The sequence below is a fragment of the Ancylomarina euxina genome (genome assembly GCF_003863355.1).
Classification (GTDB): domain Bacteria; phylum Bacteroidota; class Bacteroidia; order Bacteroidales; family Marinifilaceae; genus Ancylomarina; species Ancylomarina euxinus.
In genome coordinates this window covers 51,527-70,713 of sequence record NZ_QQWG01000021.1, presented here as the reverse complement: position 1 = coordinate 70,713, position 19,187 = coordinate 51,527, and the positions used below count along the sequence as shown (strand labels likewise).

Genomic DNA, 19,187 nt, shown 5'->3' with positions numbered 1-19,187 from the left:
AAGTCACGTGTCCGAAGATTCTCTACTCACCAAACCTCTTTACACTAATCTACAAGACGATACACTAAAGAAGGGCAGTGATTTCTATAAAAAACTAAAATCTAAAGCTTACAAAAACAGGATAACCAAAGAACTTTATGGTTTATTCTTTGTTTCTCCCAACAAGGAGGACTTAATCATTAATAAAAAAAGAGAACAAAGTGGGCAGGTATTTGTCCCTTACGAAGGGAAACGTATCAATAAGCTTATCATTGATGTCATACAGCCATTCAAACCCAACTTTATAGATTCTCTACAAAAAACCAGAATTTGGCTTGAAAAGACGGCCAACAAACTTCATAATACAAGTAGTAGAAATCATATAAAGAAACTCCTTTATCTAAAAGAAGGTGATACATTAGATGCCTACAACACGGCAGAAAATGAACGCTTAATTCGTAATCTCCCCTACGTTAAGGATGCACAATTTATAGTGATCCCTGTAATGGGTTCATCAGAATTAGTGGATCTTTATTTGTTGGTGAAGGATCAGTTTTCCTGGGGGTTTGATATCGATATTGGTTCAATCACATCGACCTCGGTAGAGCTTTACAACCGAAACTTATATGGTCGAGGTCACGAAATAAGATCTGGCTTTGAATATAATTCCAGTAAAAGTCAAAATTGGGGCTACTTAGCTAGCTATAAGGTTCAAAATGTGATAAACTCACATATTAGTGCAGGGCTTACCTTTAGTAATAACTACAAAAGATCACTTATTGAATTGGCTTTAAAAAGACGTTTCGAAACCTACATGACCAAATATGCAGGAGGATTGACAGTTTCTAGAACTATGCACTCCAATAAAATCAGTTCTAATGATCCAATACTAAACAAGGAACCTCTTGACTTTAACTATGCTTCTGCGTGGTTTGGAAGATCATACAAGCTCCTATCAGAAAACAAATTAGAAAAATCACAACTATTTTCAACTCTTGGTTTTTCATCATTAAATTTTTTCAAACGTCCTAAAGTTGATTCAGATCTGAATAAATTCTTCCACAACAAAAGGATCTATTTAGCCAGTATTAGCCTTAATCAAACCCAATATTTTAAATCGAATCTCATTTATAATTTTGGTAGAACTGAGGACATCCCTTATGGTTACATGATGCAATTAACGGGAGGTTTTGAAGATCGAGAATTTTCTTATCGGAAATATTTAGCTTTTGAATATCAACGTGCCACACACTTCTATAAAACAAAAGCCTACTTCTTTACAAAATTTTCCCTAGGTGGCTACTTTGATAAAGATCATTACGAACAGGGAAATTTAATCTTACAAAATAAATTTATCAGTCGTTTACGTAAAACAGGACGATATCGCTTCCGTAATTTTGTTGAACTGAATTATAATTTAGGCATCCGACGTTTCCCAGAGGAATTTATAACACTTAACTCTCCAACTGGTATTCGTGGGTTTTCAAGCCTTGAAGCAATAGGTACTCAAAGGTTAACTATGAAGCTAGAAAATATAACATTCACGCCTTATATGGCAGCTGGTTTTAGATTTGCATTTTTCAACTTCCTCGATATTGGAACTATTGGCAGTAACCAACATCATCCTTTTAAGAACAAAGCCTATTATGGCATTGGTTTAGGCCTTCGCTTAAATAACGAAAACCTGGTATTTAAAACAATCGAATTACGTTTTGCTTTATATCCCAAAGCTCCTAGCGATTTCTCCAACACCCAATATGGTCTATCAGGAGAAGATCGACCTAATTTTAGCAACTTTAATGTCGGTCGACCAAAAGTTCTTGACTTTGAATAAAAAATATGATCTGGTATATTTAGTAACAGATCACAATTTAAACAACACTCCCAAGCCATTTCCCATACCTTAAATATAGGAAAGATGCTGTTCCTAAAAAGAGAGCATAAAAATATTCCGAAGTCCAAACCATCGCAATTGATGCTTTAAATACATGTACTAAAAGATAAACTGAACCCAAATAGAAAGATAAGACTACAATCTCTAGAACCATAGCATGCAAGGTCCTTCCAGTTCCGGAAATACCATGAAATAAAGTTATAGCAATTGGAAATAACAAAGACGATCCAAAAACAACATAAACAACTGGTCGCGAATGCTCTATAAGAAGAACATTATCAGTATAAATCGAAATAATCAAGTCGGGAATAAAAATTGATATTCCAACTAAAGCTAAAACCGATAAAAAAGATAATTGGGTTGTTCTCCATATAACCAACATGATTTTATCAGGAAAACCTTCTCCAATAACTTGGCTAACTAAAGTATTAACAGCTGATCCAAAAGCCCATACAGGAACCATTAACAAGACATATATACTTCTGATAATATTTGATATTGCCAACTCATGCTCTCCCATTCTCTCCACCATAATGAAGAAGACAAACCAACAAGACAGGGACAAAAAGTTCTGTATCATTATCGGGAAGGAAACCTTTATCAATCGATTAAATAGTGGCCAATCAATTTTGCAAAAACGAAACAAGTCATAATGAGCTAAAGGGACTTTCTTCAGAGTATAGATAATAAAAAAGATCATAGCCGTAAACTCTGCAATGACAGAAGCAAGAGCAGCACCTTTAATCCCCATCTCTGGCAATCCAAATTTTCCAAATATTAGAGCATAATCAAAAAAGACATTGACGATAGCCATAAATGCAGTACTCCAGCTAATCACTTTGGTTTTAGCAATACCAATATAAAATGCTCTGAAAAGCAAATTAACACAGGCAAATAAAATACCCCAGGCTCGAACAGAGATGTAATCGTTACTAGCTTGGTAAATCCCGTCTGAACTCACCATCCATTTCAAAAGAGATGGTGATTGAATCACCATAAAACCTAGTAAAAGAGCCCCCACAAACATCAAAAAATAGAAGGAATGAATAAAAGTTTTTCCTACCATCTTAAAATTCTGCTCTCCAACTCTTCGGGCAATTACAATTTGTGTTCCCAAACCGAATCCCCAAACAAACATGACTATGGCAAAGTAGAATATGGTTGCAATAGCTGCTGCGCCAAGTGCCGTTTCGCTTAAGTGACCTAAAAAGGCGGTATCAGTTACTGAAATTATATTCTGAGCGACACTGCCCAATATAATTGGGTAGGCAATTGTCCAGATACTCTTATGGTCTATTTTTGTTTTCAATTCTCTCTGTATTTTATATTTCGATCAAAAGTAAGCTCAAAACGATGATATCCAAACTCTATCAAAATAAAAAAGCTCGCTATGCAAATGGCAAGCGAGCTTTTCTAAATATTTGAAATCTCTTTTATTTCAAATAATCATCGAAATAATTGCTCACTTTTTGCTTCAAGTGAATTCTATCCATTCCTCTGACATTGTGCTCGGCACGTGGATAGGGAAAATAATCAACTTGAACATTATTTTTAATACACTCTCTCACAAAACTTAAACTATGCTGCCATAAAACCGTTTTATCGATAGCTCCCTGACAAATCAAAAGCTTACCTTTCAAGTCTTTTGCTTTATTAATGAGAGATGTCATTGCATAGCCTTCTGGATTTTCTTCTGGCGTATCCATATAACGCTCACCGTACATAATCTCATACCATTTCCAATCGATTACTGGACCACCTGCAACAGCAACTTTAAATACATCTGGGTAATTTGTAATTAGAGATATGGTCATAAAACCACCATAACTCCATCCGTGCACACCAATACGATCTGCATCAACATAAGTTTGTGATTTTAAAAAGTCTACACCTTTCATTTGATCGGCCATTTCTGGCTGACCACACTGACGGTGAATAATTGCTTCGAACTCCTTCCCACGATTAGCAGAGCCACGATTATCCAGCGTGAAAACAACATACCCACGTTGAGCCATATATTGCTCCCATAAACGAGCACCACCTAACCAACGATTCGTTACTAACTGTGCATGCGGTCCACCATATACATAAATAACTACTGGGTATCTTTTTGATGGATCGAAATCTGCAGGTTTAATTAAACGGTAGTGAAGATCCGTTTTTTCATCAGCCGATTTAATAGTTCCCAATGAGATTTCACCTAGATTATAATCTTTAAGCTTATTTTCAGCCTTAATAAGATTCTTAACAATCTTTCCACGCGAGTCGGCAATATTTATTATTCTAGGCACATTTAAGCTTGAGTAATTATCGATGATATAAGCCCCCGACTTACTGAATTTCACATCATGATAACCCGCATCCTTGGTTAATTGAACACGCTTACCAGATTTCAAATTCAACTTGTAAACATGACGGTCGGCCGGGCTGACTTCTGTTGATTCGAAAAATAAATTTTTCTCAAGCTTATCAAAACCTAATACTTTAGTTACCATCCAATCACCCTTAGTCAGTTGCTTGATCAACTTACCTTCAGTTGTGTACAAGAACATGTGATTATAACCGGCTGTATTCGATTGGTAAATAAACTGATTAGGTTTATTGGTAAGGAAAATTAGTTTGTGCTGAGGTTCTACCCAACGATCATCTTTTTCTTCAAGTAAGGTTTTTACAAATTCGCCTGTAGCAGCATCGTATTTGTTTAGCTTCATATGATTTGAAGCTCTATTCAAAACCTGTATGTAAATGAATTTTCCAGCTGCTCCCCATGACACATTAGTTAAATAGCGCTCTTTATCAAAGTCAGTTGCATTAATCCAAACAGTTTTAGACGTCTTTAAATTATAAACACCTACAGATACAAGTTCAGAACTCATACCACACATTGGGTATTTTTCCTCACGCAAATCTCCAACTCTAGTATTAATATCCACTAATGGATATGAAGTTACATTTGTCTCATCTTTACGATAAAAAGCTAAAGATTCACCTCTAGGTGACCAAAATATCCCACCATCAATGCCATATTCATTACGACTAACTGCTTGTCCATTAACAACGTTTTTATCAGAATCCGAGGTTACAGCAACATCTGAACCATCTTTTCCAACAAAATATAGATTATTTTCAATTGTATAAGCTAATTGGTTATTGACTTCACAAAACGATTTATTTTCGGCCTTTGTATCTGCATTTAAAACTACCTGAGCCTTCTTTTCACTTATTTTATAATGCAATAAACTGGTATTAGCCCAAAACTGTATGGTATTAGCATCAACCCAGGAAAAAGCAGGAATTCTTTTTAATTTTGATATAGAAGCGACAGATAAGGCTGCATTTAAATCATCTAAACTCACCAGTTTTTTAGCTGCAAGTTTAGGCGACGCTACCATAATGGTATTTTTCTCGATGAAACAGTATTCATCCTTATCGGCTCGCCAATCTAATTTATAAATATTTTCAGGATAGAAATCTTGCCACTGTCCAATTATAGCATCTTTCATACTCAACACTTTATCTTGAGCATAAACAGAAATATCACAAAGTGCTAATAAACAAATAGCTCCTAAAATGATCGTTTTTTTCATTTGTTTAGAATTTAATATTTTGCTGTTAATAGTATTCTTAAAGCGATCAAATGTATTAAAAATAGACAAATTGGCATTTGACTTCTGATTTATTCTTACTAAATTGCCATATAATTTTATAAGTAAAGCATAATGCAAGAAAAAACCTCGAAGAACCGAATTAGACTCGTAATTATATTTTTAATAGTTATTGTAGTTGCATCTCTCTTTTATTTTAGGAAACCATCTGAAAAGACAACTGATGAAGTAAAACTTATTGAGGACCTTGTTGCTTCTTCTATTCAAGCCGAACAAGAGAGTGGAAATGTTTTCCACTTCAATAATATCTTATTTAGCTTACCCTCTCCATATCAAATTTCACTCATCTTACATGAATCTGGAATTTCATATAATAAGGAATTACTCAACCCTTCTCGAAAGGCTTCAGATTATGTAACCAACTTTAACAGAGCTATAAACTTCGGTGTTTATGGTGTCGATTTGGGCTATATCAATATCTATCAACAAACGCAAGATGCAGCAAGTTACTTTGCGGTTCTCAAAATTTTATCTTTAGATCTCGGCATATACAAAGTCCTAAACCAGAGCACTGTAAACAGAATTGAGGCAAACATTGACAATCGCGATTCTCTTATGGTAATCGTATCGGAAACTTATAGAAATATTGACAAGTTTTTAAAAACCAATGAACGAGAAGAGACAGGTGCTTTAATTCTTGCTGGTGGTTGGATTGAGTCTGTATATATTCTTACCCAAGAGATGAAGAATAATCCTCATCCTGATTTAATGCAGCGAATTGCAGAACAAAAAAGACCTTTAGAAAACCTTATTAAATTACTGATTCCCAATACACAGGAAAGTGAAAGTTATAAATACCTAGTTGAGAACTTAATTCAGTTAGCTTACACATTTGATGAAATTGTTGAAGAATATGAATATATCCCATCAATTGATTACCCCAAAAAGAAACTCACCGTTGTGAATAGTAAATCAAAACTGATTATTACTCCAGAATTAACTTCTGTTATTACTTATAAAATCGACAAGCTACATACTTTTATTACTCAATAAAATGGGCTTATTAAACGATTCGAAAGAATAGTATTTTATGCTTCTACCTTACACAAATTTACAAAAGATGAAAACAATATATATATTTCTACTCGTACTTGTTTCCACGGCTTTTACCACATTAGCTCAAGACAATACCTTAATGAAAGAATGTAGTAAATACCTTCACTCTCCATTTGTTTCAGATGGACAGGAATACAAAGCCGAATTAAACTCTGGAGAATCGTCCGAATTTCACACAACATTCTATTCTGGAAATCATTATAGAATTGCAGGAGTTAGCAACCAAAAAGACAGCCAACTAATCTTCACCATTTATGATCAAGAAAATAGAGTTTTATTCACCAATATTAAGTATGGTTCAACTCCATATTGGGACTTTGAATTTGAAAGCACTCTAAATTGTACCATTAAAGTTCAATACATCTCCAAGGCGAAAAAGCCAGGATCAATTTTATTACTGATTGGCTTCAAGCAGTAATACCTCTACCTAAATCCTACCAATTCCTCTTTATACATGAGCGAAAGAATTCTCAAAGCCTTAATGCAATTATTCGCAATCATTGCGCATCCTGAAGGATCAGGAGATAAACGCCGTGCAATGGTTGTAAAATATTTATATCGCCAACTTGATCAAGATTCTGCTCAGGAATACCTGAACTTATACGATGAATATTATAAGGATACCATCGATAGAAATAATAAACGATCTAAAAGAAAACAAGTCACCTCATCTCGATCTGTTCGTGTTCTTCGTATCTGCAGTGAAATGAACAAAGAGCTTGTAGCTCGACAAAAAATTATTATCGTTATTCAACTTCTTGAATTCTTAATGGAGGGCGATGAAATTACTGAAGGTGAAAAGGAATTCGTTGAAACTGTAGCTGATACTTTTAATTTACCAATTGATGGTTATATCAGACTGCAAGATTTTATGCTATCAAATTTTGATGATATTACAGAATCTGATCGTCTCCTAACAATCAACAACAAAAAGGAATATAGTCGCGAAGGAGAACATATCTATTCTGAAGGGATAGTAGGGGAAATTAAAATTCTTCGACTCGTTAGAGTTGATCTTTTCGTATTACGATTCCAAGGTTTAAATGAGTTATTTATGAATGGCTTAGCACTTAAGCCTAATCGCGTTCATATTCTCACTCAAGGATCCTCTGTTCGTAATCCTAAAATTGAACCCATCTATTTTAGTGATGTTTTAAGTACATTTAATCGAGATGCTAACAGCGAACGTGTTGTATTCGAGACTAAGAATATTGAATTTCGATTTAAAGAGAATGACCAGGGTGTTCATCAAAATTCTTTCAAAGAAGAATCTGGAAAAATGGTTGGGATCATGGGGTCAAGTGGTGCGGGTAAAACGACACTTCTTAACATCCTTAATGGTTCATTAGCTCCTCAAAAAGGTCAAGTTCTAATAAATGGTCGCGACATCTACCTCGAAAAAGAATCTATCGAGGGGGTAATTGGTCATGTTTCACAAGATGATCTTCTTATCGATTCTTTAACTGTTTTTGAGAACCTTTACTTTAACGCCAAACTTTGTTTCGATAAACATTCTTCTTTTCAGATTATCAGACTCGTTTATAAAGTTTTAACCGATCTGGGTCTCTTTGAAGCTCGAAACTTAAAAGTTGGAAACCCTCTCGATAAAAAAATTAGTGGTGGTCAACGTAAACGACTGAATATAGCCCTGGAGTTAATTCGAGAACCGGCAGTTCTCTTTCTTGATGAACCGACATCAGGCTTGTCTTCTCGGGATTCTTCTAAAATAATGGATCTCCTAAAAAACCTAGCTTTAAAAGGTAAATTAATATTTGTCGTTGTTCATCAACCTTCAAGTGAGACATTCAAAATGTTTGATCGTCTTATTTTTCTTGACTTAGGAGGTTATATGATTTTCAATGGGAACCCTCTGGATGCCATTACTTACTTCAAATCACAAACCCAGCAAGCTAACCGTAGCGGCAACGAATGTGAAGCCTGTGGCAATATCGATGCTGACCAGATTTTTAATATGGTTGAATCTGAAGTTCTTGATGAATATGGTATTCCAACTCAAGTTCGAAAAGTAAGACCTGAACAATGGGGTAAAAAATTTCTGGAAAGCAATATTTCTCAAAAGAAAATTAAAGACGCCAAAGAACTACCTCAGATTAGTTTTAAAGTGCCTAAACAACTTAAACAGTTTAACGTTTTTGTTAAACGAGATCTTATTTCGAAATTAGCAAATCCTCAGTATTTGCTTATAAACTTATTAGAAACACCCCTTTTAGCGTTCATCTTATCGTATATTATTAAATTCTATAATATTGATAAAGCCAACGAACTGGGCTATACATTTAGCAACAACAGCAATATACCTGTCTATATTTTTATGGCTGTGATTGTCGCACTTTTTATTGGATTAACACTAAGTGCAGAGGAAATAATAAAAGATAGGAAAATATTAAAACGTGAACGTTTCCTTAATCTAAGTAGATCCAGTTACTATCTTTCAAAGGTTGTTATTCTTTTCTCAGTATCTGCGTTTCAAGCTTTTATTTTCGTAATTATTGGCAATTATATACTCGAAATAAAAGGCATGTATTTCACCTACTGGCTTGTTCTTTTTAGCTCGTGGTGTTTTGCAAACATGCTAGGATTAGTTATTTCAGACAGCTTTAAAACGGTCATAAATATCTATATCTTAATACCGTTTATATTAATCCCTCAACTAATATTGAGTGGTGTTATTGTAAAATTTGATAAAATCAACCCTAGTATCTCTCATCCTAACAGAATTCCATGGTATGGTGAGATCATAACAGCACGATGGGCTTACGAAGCTTTGGCTGTAGAACAGTTCACTGCAAATGAATACGAAAGTAATTTCTATTTATTTGATAAGATTATGAGCCAGGCTGATTATAAAAAGAATTACTGGTTACCTATCCTGAAAAATAAACTTCACGATTGTGAAAAAGTTTTATTGAAAGGACAAATTGATGATAAATATCAATCCAATTTGAAATTGATTTATAACGAACTTAAAAGCAATGCTCTTCCTTTAAGTTTTGAGAAGCTGGATCTTTTTGATAGAAACCCTACGAATATAGTTCTGCTTAAAGAACTCAAAATGTATCTCAACGATCTTAATCGTCATTATATCATGCTTTATAATGCCGCAAACAAGAAAAAAGACGAAGAATTGCTCGCCTTGCAAAGCAAATATCCAGATAAAGATAGCTTCGTAAACATGAAGAAATCGTATGATAACGATAGACTTACTGAGTTCGTTAAAAATACTACTGACATAGAACGTATCGTAGAATATAAAGATCGTTTATACCAAAGAATTGATCCCATTTTTAGAGATGGTGAAAGTGCCTTCTTAAAATCACACTTTTATGCCCCTCGAAAAAAGATATTCAATCGGGAATATGACACCTATTGGGTCAATTTAATTGTCATCTGGACAATGACCTTCTCGCTATATTTCATCTTATATTTCGGATTATTTAAACGATTTTTGAATTCATTAGAACGCAGAATTATATTAAAGCTTACATAAACAAAAAAAATCCATTCTTAAGAATGGATTTTTTTTTATACCTAATCTAAATCAAATGACTAATCCTTACTTAATTTTTTAAGAATGGTCTCTGCCTTTAATAATTCTTCAGGTTTTCCAAGATCCATCCAGACATCGGAGTCATCATAATATCCAGCAATAGGATAATCTTTTGCCAGACGCAGATACAAATCGATGATAGAAAAAACACCTTCTTCTTCAATCAAATCCAATAGGCTAGAATCAATAACATGAATTCCTGAGAAACTATAAGCACTAGAATTAAGATGACTTTCATTCACATTTTTCACTTCTTGAGTGGCATCATTCTTCCAGGCACACAACAAACCTTGCTGATTAAAGCACAAATGTCTATTGGTATTCTTGGCTCTTAGATTCAAAGTCGCCAAAGCCTGTTTGCTTTCATGAGCTTCTAGAAGATCCTCTAAGTTTAATGAACTCAAAATATCTACATTATAAATTAAGATGGGAGCATTGGGAATGAAAAGAGACTTTGCTTTTTTAATGGCTCCTCCAGTATCCAACAAAAGCTCTCTTTCATCAGAAATCAAAATATCCATTCCAAAATTATCTTTCAATTTTAGAAAAGCTTCTATTTGATCTGCGTAATGGTGCACATTAATCACGATTCGATCTACACCAAAAGCTTTAAGCTTTAAAATACAATGTTCCAACAAAGGTTTTCCATCCAAGCTAACTAATGCTTTAGGACAATTCTTGGTGTAATGTTGCAGTCTGGTTCCAAGACCTGCTGCAAAAATCATCGCATTAATCATGTTGTTTTTTTTATTTCTTTTGCATCACAAAGCCTTTTCACTTTCTTAGCAACACGAGCACACTTTATACACACGTATCTCTCTCCGCCTTTACATAGCTTATCGGCATATTCAGTTTTCGATAATTTACAACGCTTCTTCCCCATTGCTTTTAAGCCTCTACATTATCAAGTTCTTGATGTCTTAAATTAACTTCAATATCATATTTTTTATTTATATATTCTGCCATAAATCCTGCAGCATAGACAGATCGATGTTGACCACCGACACAACCAAAATAGATATCCAATTGTTTATTTTGCTGTTTTTGTGATTTTTCAATAGCAATATCAATAACAGCACATATCGACTTAAGAAAAGCATGCATGCACGTTTCTTCTTTGAAAAATGTTGGAAGAAACTCAGAATTCATATGACTTTCTTCAAAACGAATATCGCCAACAGGGTCGTCAATTATACGGCAATCGAAAACAAAACCATTAGGATGAATCCCTCTTCGATATGAGAAACTTTGAATAAATACATTCAATTTGTCCTCTTTGCTCACACCAACCGTTTTAAGAAACTCCGAATCGCAGACTCTCTCCAAAGCAGTCATTAACTCTGGGAGTTGAACTGGAAAATCTAAATGTTGTAAAACCTCTTTTAAATCACGTAAGGCATAAGGAATTGATTGCAAAAAATGCTCCTTTTTTTCGTAAAAACCTCTAAAACCAAAAGCCCCCATAGCCTGCATCATACGTATCAAAACAAAAGCATAATAAAGCGATTTAAAGCCTTCAATATCGATATGATTATAATGACTCAACTCTTCCAAATAATAAGCTAAAAGCTCTTCTCGTAAAGCTTCGGGAAAATCTGCTTTAGCATCGTATAAGAGTGAAGCTAAGTCATAAGGTAAAGCACCTTTTCTTCCCCCTTGGTAGTCTATAAATTTAGGTTCTCCATCCTTTAACATGACATTTCTCGATTGGAAATCCCTATAAAGGAAATAGTCACTTGGAGCCTGCAATAAGTAATCCGTAAATTTCAGATAGTCATCCTCAAGCAATTGTTCATCGAAAGGGATTTTGGCAAGCTTTAAAAAGTAGTATTTAAAATAATTTAAATCCCACATCATAGATTGCTTATCAAAAGCAGCCCGTGGGTATGCAACTGAATAGTCTAAACCTTCATGACCTTCAATTTGAAATCGAACCAGTTCTTTAATCGTCTTTTTTAAGATCAGAATAAGAGAAGCAGGAAAATAATCCCCTTTTCGCTCCATTTGGATATAATCGAAAAGCATGGTATCGCCGAAATCATCTTGCAAATAAATATCCTTAGATTCATCTACAGCTAAAATTTCAGCAACTGGTAAACCTTTGGATTTAAAATGACGGCTAAAGGTTACAAATGCATTATTTTCCTTTTTATCGGTATTGTAAACACCCATCGCTGTTTTCTCTTCGCCAATAATACGAATGTATTCACGATATGATCCTGATGGTGGTATCAACTCTGTTCTCACAAACTGATCACCCGACCACTGCTCAAAAAGATTGATGATATTTTGTTTTATAGTTTTCTTCATAAAGAATAATGATTTCACGATCAATAAAAATAAAGCTTCTTGATTACAAAAAGAAATAACACAAGACAACTTCAATGAGCAAGGCTGGCAACATATTTAAGACACGAATCTTTTTAATATCAAGAATAGTAATGCCTAAACCGAGAATTAAGATACCACCTATGCCAGTCAATTCAACAATAATTGCATCAGGCATAATATTCCCGAATAAGATCGCCAATAAAGTTAAAGAAGCCTGATAAATAAACAAAGGGATGGACGAGAACATAACGCCTATACCAAAAGCAGCTGTTAGCGCAATTGCTGAAAATCCATCCATAATAGATTTGGTGAATAAAAGGCTTGAACCCTTCCCCATTCCTTCTTCAAAACAACCTAAAATAGACATACTTCCCATGCAGAACAATAGGAAGGCTGTAATCATCCCTGTTGAAAAAGACGCGTCATCTCCTTTGCCAAGCTTGTGCTTAATTTTATCACTTAGTCGCTCGGTACCTTTTTCAATATTAATCCACTCCCCCATTAAGGATCCTGTCACTAAACTGAAGACCATTATCAACATATTATTGGCTTTAAAAGCCATGACCAGACCTAAACAAATTGTAAACAATCCTATAGCCTGAAATACAATCTCGAAAAGGCGTTTGGGAATACGTGAACGAAAAGCTAAACCAATAGCACTTCCTAAAATCACAGCTCCTACATTAACAATCGTTCCAACCATTGAGATCTCTTATAGATTAGTTTTCGTGAGGTAAAAATGAATACTTATCAGAATAATGTAACATTTGCTCTGAAAAATCCATAGGGTATGAGATCTCAACATCTACAATAATTCCTTCTTGATAAATAGGGTGGTATTCTGGATTAATAAAACCAGCATAAGCAGCCAAGTTCAATTTTGCGAAACGCTCTTTCACTTGCTTGTGAATAGCTTCATCAACTTTAACGGCATAATTCTCTACCAAAAGTTTTCCTGCTTCAAAATCGCCTTCTGATTTAATACGCTGAACCTCTTCTAACAATTCGCCGAAAAGCGTTCTTAATTTATGGTAATCACGAACCACAAAATAAACTTTCCCCTCCTTCTCTACGCGTTCTATGACTTTATCATCTGCACCTTTTTCGAAAACCCACTTTGCAACTAACTGACGATTTCTCATATGAGATTCTTCGATCTCTTTGCCCAACTCAACTCGAGTCAATTGAGTTAATAGACCATTACGGATGTAACCGTCATACTCTGCCTTACCTACCTCTAAAGAAGGAACCAAGCCAATCTCAATCAGCTTTTCATCCATAATGTAATACAAGGCAAATAAATCGGCTCGGGCTTCTTCAAGTGTAGAATGGTAATTTTTCAAAGCATCCATGCCAACACCAGGAAGTAGTTGTCCTGAACCATGCCCTAAACACTCATGCAAATCGGTATGTAAGTTCCCACCAAGATGTCCAAAAGCTTTGGAACGGGCAATCTCTTCTTCGCTATAAGCAAACTCTTCAAGCATGCCACCCTTTAAGGATGCCTGATGGTAAGCATGTGTAATATTATCAATCGTCACCGATTTACTACCATGTTCCTTTCTAATCCATTCCGCATTCGGCAAATTGATTCCAATCGGAGTCGCAGGATGACAATCACCACCCAACATAGCAACCGTAATCACTTTGGCACTTACACCTTTTACAACATCTTTCTTGAAACGTGAATCAACAGGAGAATTATCTTCGAACCATTGCGCATTATCCGAAATGATTTTAGTTCGTTTACTTCCCTCAACATCTTCAAAATTCACGACTGATTCCCAACTACCTTTTATGGCAAGAGCGTCACCATAAACTTCAATAAAGCCATTTACAACATCAACATGAGCATCCAAATCCTTAACCCAAAGGATAGAATAGTCATCGAATACGCTTAAATCACCTGTTTTATAGAATTCAATCAGTTTAATCAAGGCCTCTTGCTGCAATTCACTATCTGCAACAGGAAGAGCTTTTTCTAACCAAAATACAATCTCTTCGATAGCTTCGGTATACATTCCACCAACTTTCCAGGTCTTCTCTTTTAGCTCACCGTTCTCTTTGACAAGCTTGGAGTTTAAACCAGTTGATATTGGACGATCGACATCTCCTTTGTCTAATTCTTTGTAGAATTCTTCGACCTCTTTCTGAGAAACGCCTTCATAATAGTTATTCGCTGAATTCTCAATTAAATCCATTCCAGGATTAAGCACAACACGTTTGGCTTGTTCTTCTTCGCTAAAAATAACATCAGTTAAACGAAGAACCAGATCAACTTCATCTTCTGAAGCCATTAAAGGCATCATCTCATAGTTGGAGTTAGCAATCAATTCGCCAAAATATTCCTCTGTGAATTCTGGCATCATCTTATCCATAGAATAATGATGATGTATACCATTTGAAAACCAAATTCGTTTGATATAAACCTCAAATTTCTTAAAATCCTCACACTCTCTATCCCCATCGTATGACAAGAGGATGGCTTCTAAAGTACGTCGGACTTTAAGATTGTATTTATTATTCTGATCGAACAAAATATCACGGCCACAATGTGCGGCCTCCGATAAATAATAGATCAGCTCCTTTTGTTGAAGAGACAAGTCCTCGAAGCCAGGTACCTGATATCTTAATATTTTAATATCAGCAAACTGCTCGGTTTGATATATAAATTGTTCTGCCATAATTTTAGATATATTTTTATCGGTAATAGTGATTAATAAAACCAATACTACTGCATTTCAAATGGTTCATTATATTTTTAGAGAAGTAAAATTAATTCAGATTCTTCACATCAAATTCTTCAACCAAATGCCATATGCCATTTTTAAATTCTAAGGCATCGTATGAAAAATCTGGTCCGTAATATTCAAATTGATTGATATAGCGTGATTCCGACGGTGAAAGGTGATCAAAAACAACACAATTCTCTCTCTCGTGATATTTCAACTTCATTTGTACCTGCTTTGAGTACTCAAAAATGACACGGGATAAACGTTTCCCTCTCCAATTAATAACAGGTAATCCTAGTTCGGGCTCACCTGTCTTTGAAAAACCAATGATCTCTATCACCTTTTTATTTGTTCTATCCTTATTGCCATCCCATCCAAGCAGTAGATACAAGTTTCTTTTATTGTGTGTGAAAGGAACAATTTGATAATACAAAGCTCCCAACCATTGATTTGCTGAAAGCTTAGTCTCCATATTGACTTCCAACTCCAGGTTTTGATGCAATTCAATCAATGCAATTTTTCGTCCATCCCTTTTCTGAAGAAGAGCAAAATACCTATAAGCACCATTCTCAAGGGTATAATTCCAAGAAAAAATTCTCAACTGCTCATCAGACGAGGTCACTTTCCCTAAATTTACAATCTCGTTATAAGAATAAGTAAAACTTCCTTTCTTTTCCAGGCTCTTCCTTAGGTCTCTCATTATATTTTGAGAAATATTCGACTTCAATGAGTCATTAGATGCCATTTTTAAATCCTCAAAATGAGCATTCAATAATTGTTCTGAATCTGCAAACTTAGACTGCGCAATTAAGCCGTGACTTAAACAAAAGAACAACAGTAGAATAAGAAATCGTTTCAAGACCATCATTTAGATTTTTACAGCATCCATAGCCTGAATTAAAAGCTCACAGGCTTCATGAATCTCTTCGTCAGTAATCACTAATGGGGGTGCAATACGAAATGCCCCGGGATAAAATAAGAATGGATCCATAACAATACCAAGTGCGTAAGCATGCTTCATTATCTCAAGCATAACATCCTGATTTTCCACATTTACAGCAATAAAAAGGCCCTTCTGTCGAAAACCTTTAATCAATGGATGATCTTTTAGAAGAGAAATAAATAATTCACCTTTTCTTTTAACATCGTCAATAATCTTATCCTCAAGGAGAACTTCAAGTCCTGCCAGAGCAGCAGCACAAGAAACAGGATGACCACCAAAAGTAGTGATATGCCCTAACATCGGGTTTGATTTAAAGCTGTCTAAAATTTCTTTTTTAGAAATAAAGGCTCCAATTGGCATGCCAGCCCCCATAGCTTTAGCAAGAGTTAGAATATCAGGAATTACATTGAAATGCTCAAAAGCGAACAACTTACCTGTACGTCCAAAACCCATTTGCACTTCATCAAAAATTAGAAGTGCACCGGTTTTGTCACAACGCTTGCGTAAAGTATCTAAGAACTCTTGGGTAGGAATGATTAAGCCTGCTTCTGATTGAATAGGTTCTAAAATCACACAAGCTGTTTTGTCTGTGATCTTTTGAAGATCAACAATATTATCGAACTCAATCTGACGAACATCGGGCAAAAGTGGACGATATGCATTTTTCATTTCTTCATCACCCAATACGCTTAATGTCCCATGTGTGCTACCATGATAGGCATTATTAAAGTGAACAATTTCACTTCGGCCTGTATATCGCTTAGCTAATTTAATAGCCCCTTCATTTGCTTCACTACCTGAATTCACAAAATAAACTGAATCCAGTTTCTCGGGTAGATTATCAACCAACAACTTGGCTAACTTGACTTGTGGTGATTCAATAAATTCACCATAAACCATCAAGTGCATATACTTATCCACCTGATCTTTCACAGCCTGTTTTACACGAGGGTGACCATGACCAAGATTACTAACTGATACACCCGATACAAGATCGAGGTATCTTTTTCCTTCTGGGCTGTACATATATATCCCCTCGGCCCTTTCAATTTCAAGTGAAATAGGATAGTCAGAGGTCGTTGCAACGTGTTGTAGAAATAATTGTCGATTGGAAATCATAAACTTAAATTTAATAGATTACAAAAATCTTAAAAATTCCGGCCAAAAGGAAATGATACGTATAAAAATATCAGTTATCCTTGAGATGTAAAAATACAGATTTTAAAAGTAAGCCGACAGTTAAAATAAATCTATTCATATAGTGAGATGATACGAAAAAAGGGCTTGCTTGTGCAAACCCTTTATATTTTTTTATGATAAATACTTAGCGAGTCATCAAGTTGATATCTCCCATCAATTTTTCACGGTAAGATTTCCCTATAGGAATTGACTTAGATCCGCCATCAGTTGTGATAACCACTGAATTATCCTCTATCATTTCAATCTTCTTTAAATTCACAACGTATGAACGATGAATTCTTGAGAATAGATGAGAAGGCATCTTATCTTCAATTGCTTTCATCGTAAAATGGATCGTATACTTATCTGTAAAAGTATTAACTACCACGTAGTTTTCAAGCGCTTCAACCCAAAGAATATCATCATAATGAAGTTTTACAAGAGTTGAATTACTCTTAATAAATATTTCATTATTTTCTGGGGTAATTATTGCATTTCCATTTTTCTCGACACGGCTATTAACCTTATTTACAGCTTTAAAAAAGCGGCTATAAGAAATTGGTTTTAACAAATAATCTGATACATCATACTCAAAAGCTTCTAATGCATATTGCTCTTTGGATGAGATAATAATAACTTGAGGTGTTGTATTCAAACTATTCAAAAACTCCATCCCGGTCATTTCAGGCATTTCAACATCAAGAAAAATCAAATCAATAGGATCATTTTTCTTAATCTCATTAATAGCCTCAATTGCACTTGGATAAGAAGCAATAAGTGTCAGATAATCTGTTCTTTCAATATAACTTTCAACTACTTTTCTTGAAAGTTTATCGTCATCAATTACAACACAATTCATATGATTAAATTTATTATATCAATTTTAAAATAAAAACTTAAGAATTTACGAACACTTAAATTTCTGTGACCAAATTTAATAATCTTTTCGTGAATGAAGAAAAAAAATATCATTATCACTAGATAAACTTAACCAAATAATGCGAGAAAGTAAACAAATCGGTTCATTTTATTGCGATTACAGATGTTTTTTAAAGCGTTCAATCATTTTTTCGCTACTTTTTATTGATCTCTTATACCACTCTAATTTCAAATCTAACTTCTCTTCCTCAGTTAATTGCCAATCTACATCTGAACGACGAAGTGCGGATGCCAAATGACTTAAAACAAGTGAGGCAGACACAGAGATATTAAAACTTTCTGTAAAACCATACATCGGAATTTTGACAAACTCATCGGCATGGTCCATTACAACATCTGACAACCCCCTACGTTCAGTTCCAAAAAAGAAAGCTGATTTACCTTTTGTTAGGTCAAAATCCGGAAGCAAAACATCATTAGTGTGTGGTGTTGTTGCAACAATTCTGTACCCCTCCTTCTTCAAACTGTTTATTGCATCAAGCGTATTCTCATCCTTAAAATTGTATCTTTTCAGATCAATCCATTTTGATGAACCCATAACCACATCAGGATTAATCTCATATTTATTTGAATTTTCAATCACATGTAAATCTTGTACCCCAAAACAATCACAAGAACGCATGACTGCACTTGCATTCTGAGGCTGAAATATGTTTTCTAGAACAACAGTAACATATCTTGTTCGTTCATTTACATTTTTTTCAATCAATTCAATTCTTTCTTCAAGCATTACTGTTTCAAGAAATTGAATCAAATCTTTTTTCTGTTTAAAATTCATATCTGCTTAAAATTAAAAATAGCGATAATCGAAACTACCGCTATTCTAAATTCAGGTTATTCTCTAACCAAAATGATATAAAAAAAGGAGGTTAAAAGATAACCTCCTTAAAATTTCTTATTC

Annotated in this window: 14 protein-coding genes; 4 read left to right on the top strand and 10 right to left on the bottom strand. The window is 34.6% G+C overall.

Features of this window, described 5'->3' with window-relative positions; all coding sequences use genetic code 11:
* Positions 1-7: 7 nt before the first annotated feature.
* Positions 8-1,813, top strand: coding sequence for a BamA/TamA family outer membrane protein (locus DWB61_RS15600; protein ID WP_125031847.1), 1,806 nt, complete (start codon positions 8-10; stop codon positions 1,811-1,813).
* A gap of 37 nt (positions 1,814-1,850) precedes the next feature.
* Here the strand turns inward: DWB61_RS15600 and DWB61_RS15595 are convergent, their stop codons facing one another.
* Together DWB61_RS15595 and DWB61_RS15590 are read right to left on the bottom strand one after the other, a co-directional pair.
* Positions 1,851-3,182: an MATE family efflux transporter gene (locus tag DWB61_RS15595; protein WP_156190271.1), complete on the bottom strand. Its 1,332-nt coding sequence runs from the start codon at positions 3,180-3,182 to the stop codon at positions 1,851-1,853.
* A gap of 124 nt (positions 3,183-3,306) precedes the next feature.
* Positions 3,307-5,460, bottom strand: coding sequence for a S9 family peptidase (locus DWB61_RS15590; protein ID WP_125031845.1), 2,154 nt, complete (start codon positions 5,458-5,460; stop codon positions 3,307-3,309).
* A 132-nt stretch (positions 5,461-5,592) separates the two neighbouring features.
* Here DWB61_RS15590 and DWB61_RS15585 point away from each other — a divergent pair, with 132 nt between their 5' ends.
* The 3 genes from DWB61_RS15585 to DWB61_RS15575 all read left to right on the top strand — a co-directional run bounded on the left by DWB61_RS15585 (position 5,593) and on the right by DWB61_RS15575 (position 10,102).
* The gene (locus DWB61_RS15585; RefSeq protein ID WP_125031844.1) at positions 5,593-6,531 is read left to right on the top strand and encodes a hypothetical protein; all 939 of its coding nucleotides are present in this window, start codon (positions 5,593-5,595) and stop codon (positions 6,529-6,531) included.
* A gap of 67 nt (positions 6,532-6,598) precedes the next feature.
* Positions 6,599-7,012: a hypothetical protein gene (locus DWB61_RS15580; protein ID WP_125031843.1), complete on the top strand. Its 414-nt coding sequence runs from the start codon at positions 6,599-6,601 to the stop codon at positions 7,010-7,012.
* Between the two features lie 36 nt (positions 7,013-7,048).
* Positions 7,049-10,102: an ATP-binding cassette domain-containing protein gene (locus DWB61_RS15575; RefSeq protein WP_125031842.1), complete on the top strand. Its 3,054-nt coding sequence runs from the start codon at positions 7,049-7,051 to the stop codon at positions 10,100-10,102.
* Between the two features lie 59 nt (positions 10,103-10,161).
* Here DWB61_RS15575 and DWB61_RS15570 read toward each other — a convergent pair whose 3' ends face one another.
* From DWB61_RS15570 to DWB61_RS15535, 8 genes are all read right to left on the bottom strand, one after another.
* Complete coding sequence (locus DWB61_RS15570; protein ID WP_197091207.1) at positions 10,162-10,899, bottom strand: nucleotidyltransferase family protein; 738 nt, start codon at positions 10,897-10,899, stop codon at positions 10,162-10,164.
* Between the two features lie 151 nt (positions 10,900-11,050).
* Positions 11,051-12,472 carry a RapZ C-terminal domain-containing protein gene (locus DWB61_RS15565; protein WP_125031841.1) on the bottom strand — a complete coding sequence of 474 codons (1,422 nt, stop codon included), beginning with the start codon at positions 12,470-12,472 and terminating at the stop codon, positions 11,051-11,053.
* Positions 12,473-12,515: 43 nt separating this feature from the next.
* On the bottom strand, positions 12,516-13,196 hold the full coding sequence (locus DWB61_RS15560) for a DUF554 domain-containing protein (protein WP_125031840.1): 681 nt from the start codon (positions 13,194-13,196) through the stop codon (positions 12,516-12,518).
* Positions 13,197-13,212: 16 nt separating this feature from the next.
* Complete coding sequence (locus DWB61_RS15555) at positions 13,213-15,177, bottom strand: dipeptidyl-peptidase 3 family protein (protein ID WP_125031839.1); 1,965 nt, start codon at positions 15,175-15,177, stop codon at positions 13,213-13,215.
* Between the two features lie 91 nt (positions 15,178-15,268).
* Positions 15,269-16,084 (bottom strand): hypothetical protein, encoded by an 816-nt coding sequence (locus tag DWB61_RS15550; protein WP_125031838.1) that lies wholly within the window; start codon positions 16,082-16,084, stop codon positions 15,269-15,271.
* Positions 16,085-16,093: 9 nt separating this feature from the next.
* Positions 16,094-17,287 (bottom strand): aspartate aminotransferase family protein, encoded by a 1,194-nt coding sequence (locus DWB61_RS15545; protein WP_156190272.1) that lies wholly within the window; start codon positions 17,285-17,287, stop codon positions 16,094-16,096.
* A 205-nt stretch (positions 17,288-17,492) separates the two neighbouring features.
* The gene (locus DWB61_RS15540; RefSeq protein WP_125031837.1) at positions 17,493-18,206 is read right to left on the bottom strand and encodes a LytR/AlgR family response regulator transcription factor; all 714 of its coding nucleotides are present in this window, start codon (positions 18,204-18,206) and stop codon (positions 17,493-17,495) included.
* A gap of 177 nt (positions 18,207-18,383) precedes the next feature.
* Positions 18,384-19,064 (bottom strand): TrmH family RNA methyltransferase, encoded by a 681-nt coding sequence (locus tag DWB61_RS15535; protein ID WP_125031836.1) that lies wholly within the window; start codon positions 19,062-19,064, stop codon positions 18,384-18,386.
* Positions 19,065-19,187: the final 123 nt, after the last annotated feature.

Bases quoted from the DNA above. Each gene is read 5' to 3' on its own strand.
- DWB61_RS15540 (WP_125031837.1), bottom strand. From the start codon at position 18,206: ATGAATTGTGTTGTAATTGATGACGATAAACTTTCAAGAAAAGTAGTT.
- DWB61_RS15570 (WP_197091207.1), bottom strand. From the start codon at position 10,899: ATGATTAATGCGATGATTTTTGCAGCAGGTCTTGGAACCAGACTGCAA.
- DWB61_RS15545 (WP_156190272.1), bottom strand. From the start codon at position 17,287: ATGATTTCCAATCGACAATTATTTCTACAACACGTTGCAACGACCTCT.
- DWB61_RS15575 (WP_125031842.1), top strand. From the start codon at position 7,049: ATGAGCGAAAGAATTCTCAAAGCCTTAATGCAATTATTCGCAATCATT.
- DWB61_RS15555 (WP_125031839.1), bottom strand. From the start codon at position 15,177: ATGGCAGAACAATTTATATATCAAACCGAGCAGTTTGCTGATATTAAA.
- DWB61_RS15585 (WP_125031844.1), top strand. From the start codon at position 5,593: ATGCAAGAAAAAACCTCGAAGAACCGAATTAGACTCGTAATTATATTT.
- DWB61_RS15580 (WP_125031843.1), top strand. From the start codon at position 6,599: ATGAAAACAATATATATATTTCTACTCGTACTTGTTTCCACGGCTTTT.
- DWB61_RS15590 (WP_125031845.1), bottom strand. From the start codon at position 5,460: ATGAAAAAAACGATCATTTTAGGAGCTATTTGTTTATTAGCACTTTGT.
- DWB61_RS15565 (WP_125031841.1), bottom strand. From the start codon at position 12,472: ATGAAGAAAACTATAAAACAAAATATCATCAATCTTTTTGAGCAGTGG.
- DWB61_RS15560 (WP_125031840.1), bottom strand. From the start codon at position 13,196: ATGGTTGGAACGATTGTTAATGTAGGAGCTGTGATTTTAGGAAGTGCT.
- DWB61_RS15535 (WP_125031836.1), bottom strand. From the start codon at position 19,064: ATGAATTTTAAACAGAAAAAAGATTTGATTCAATTTCTTGAAACAGTA.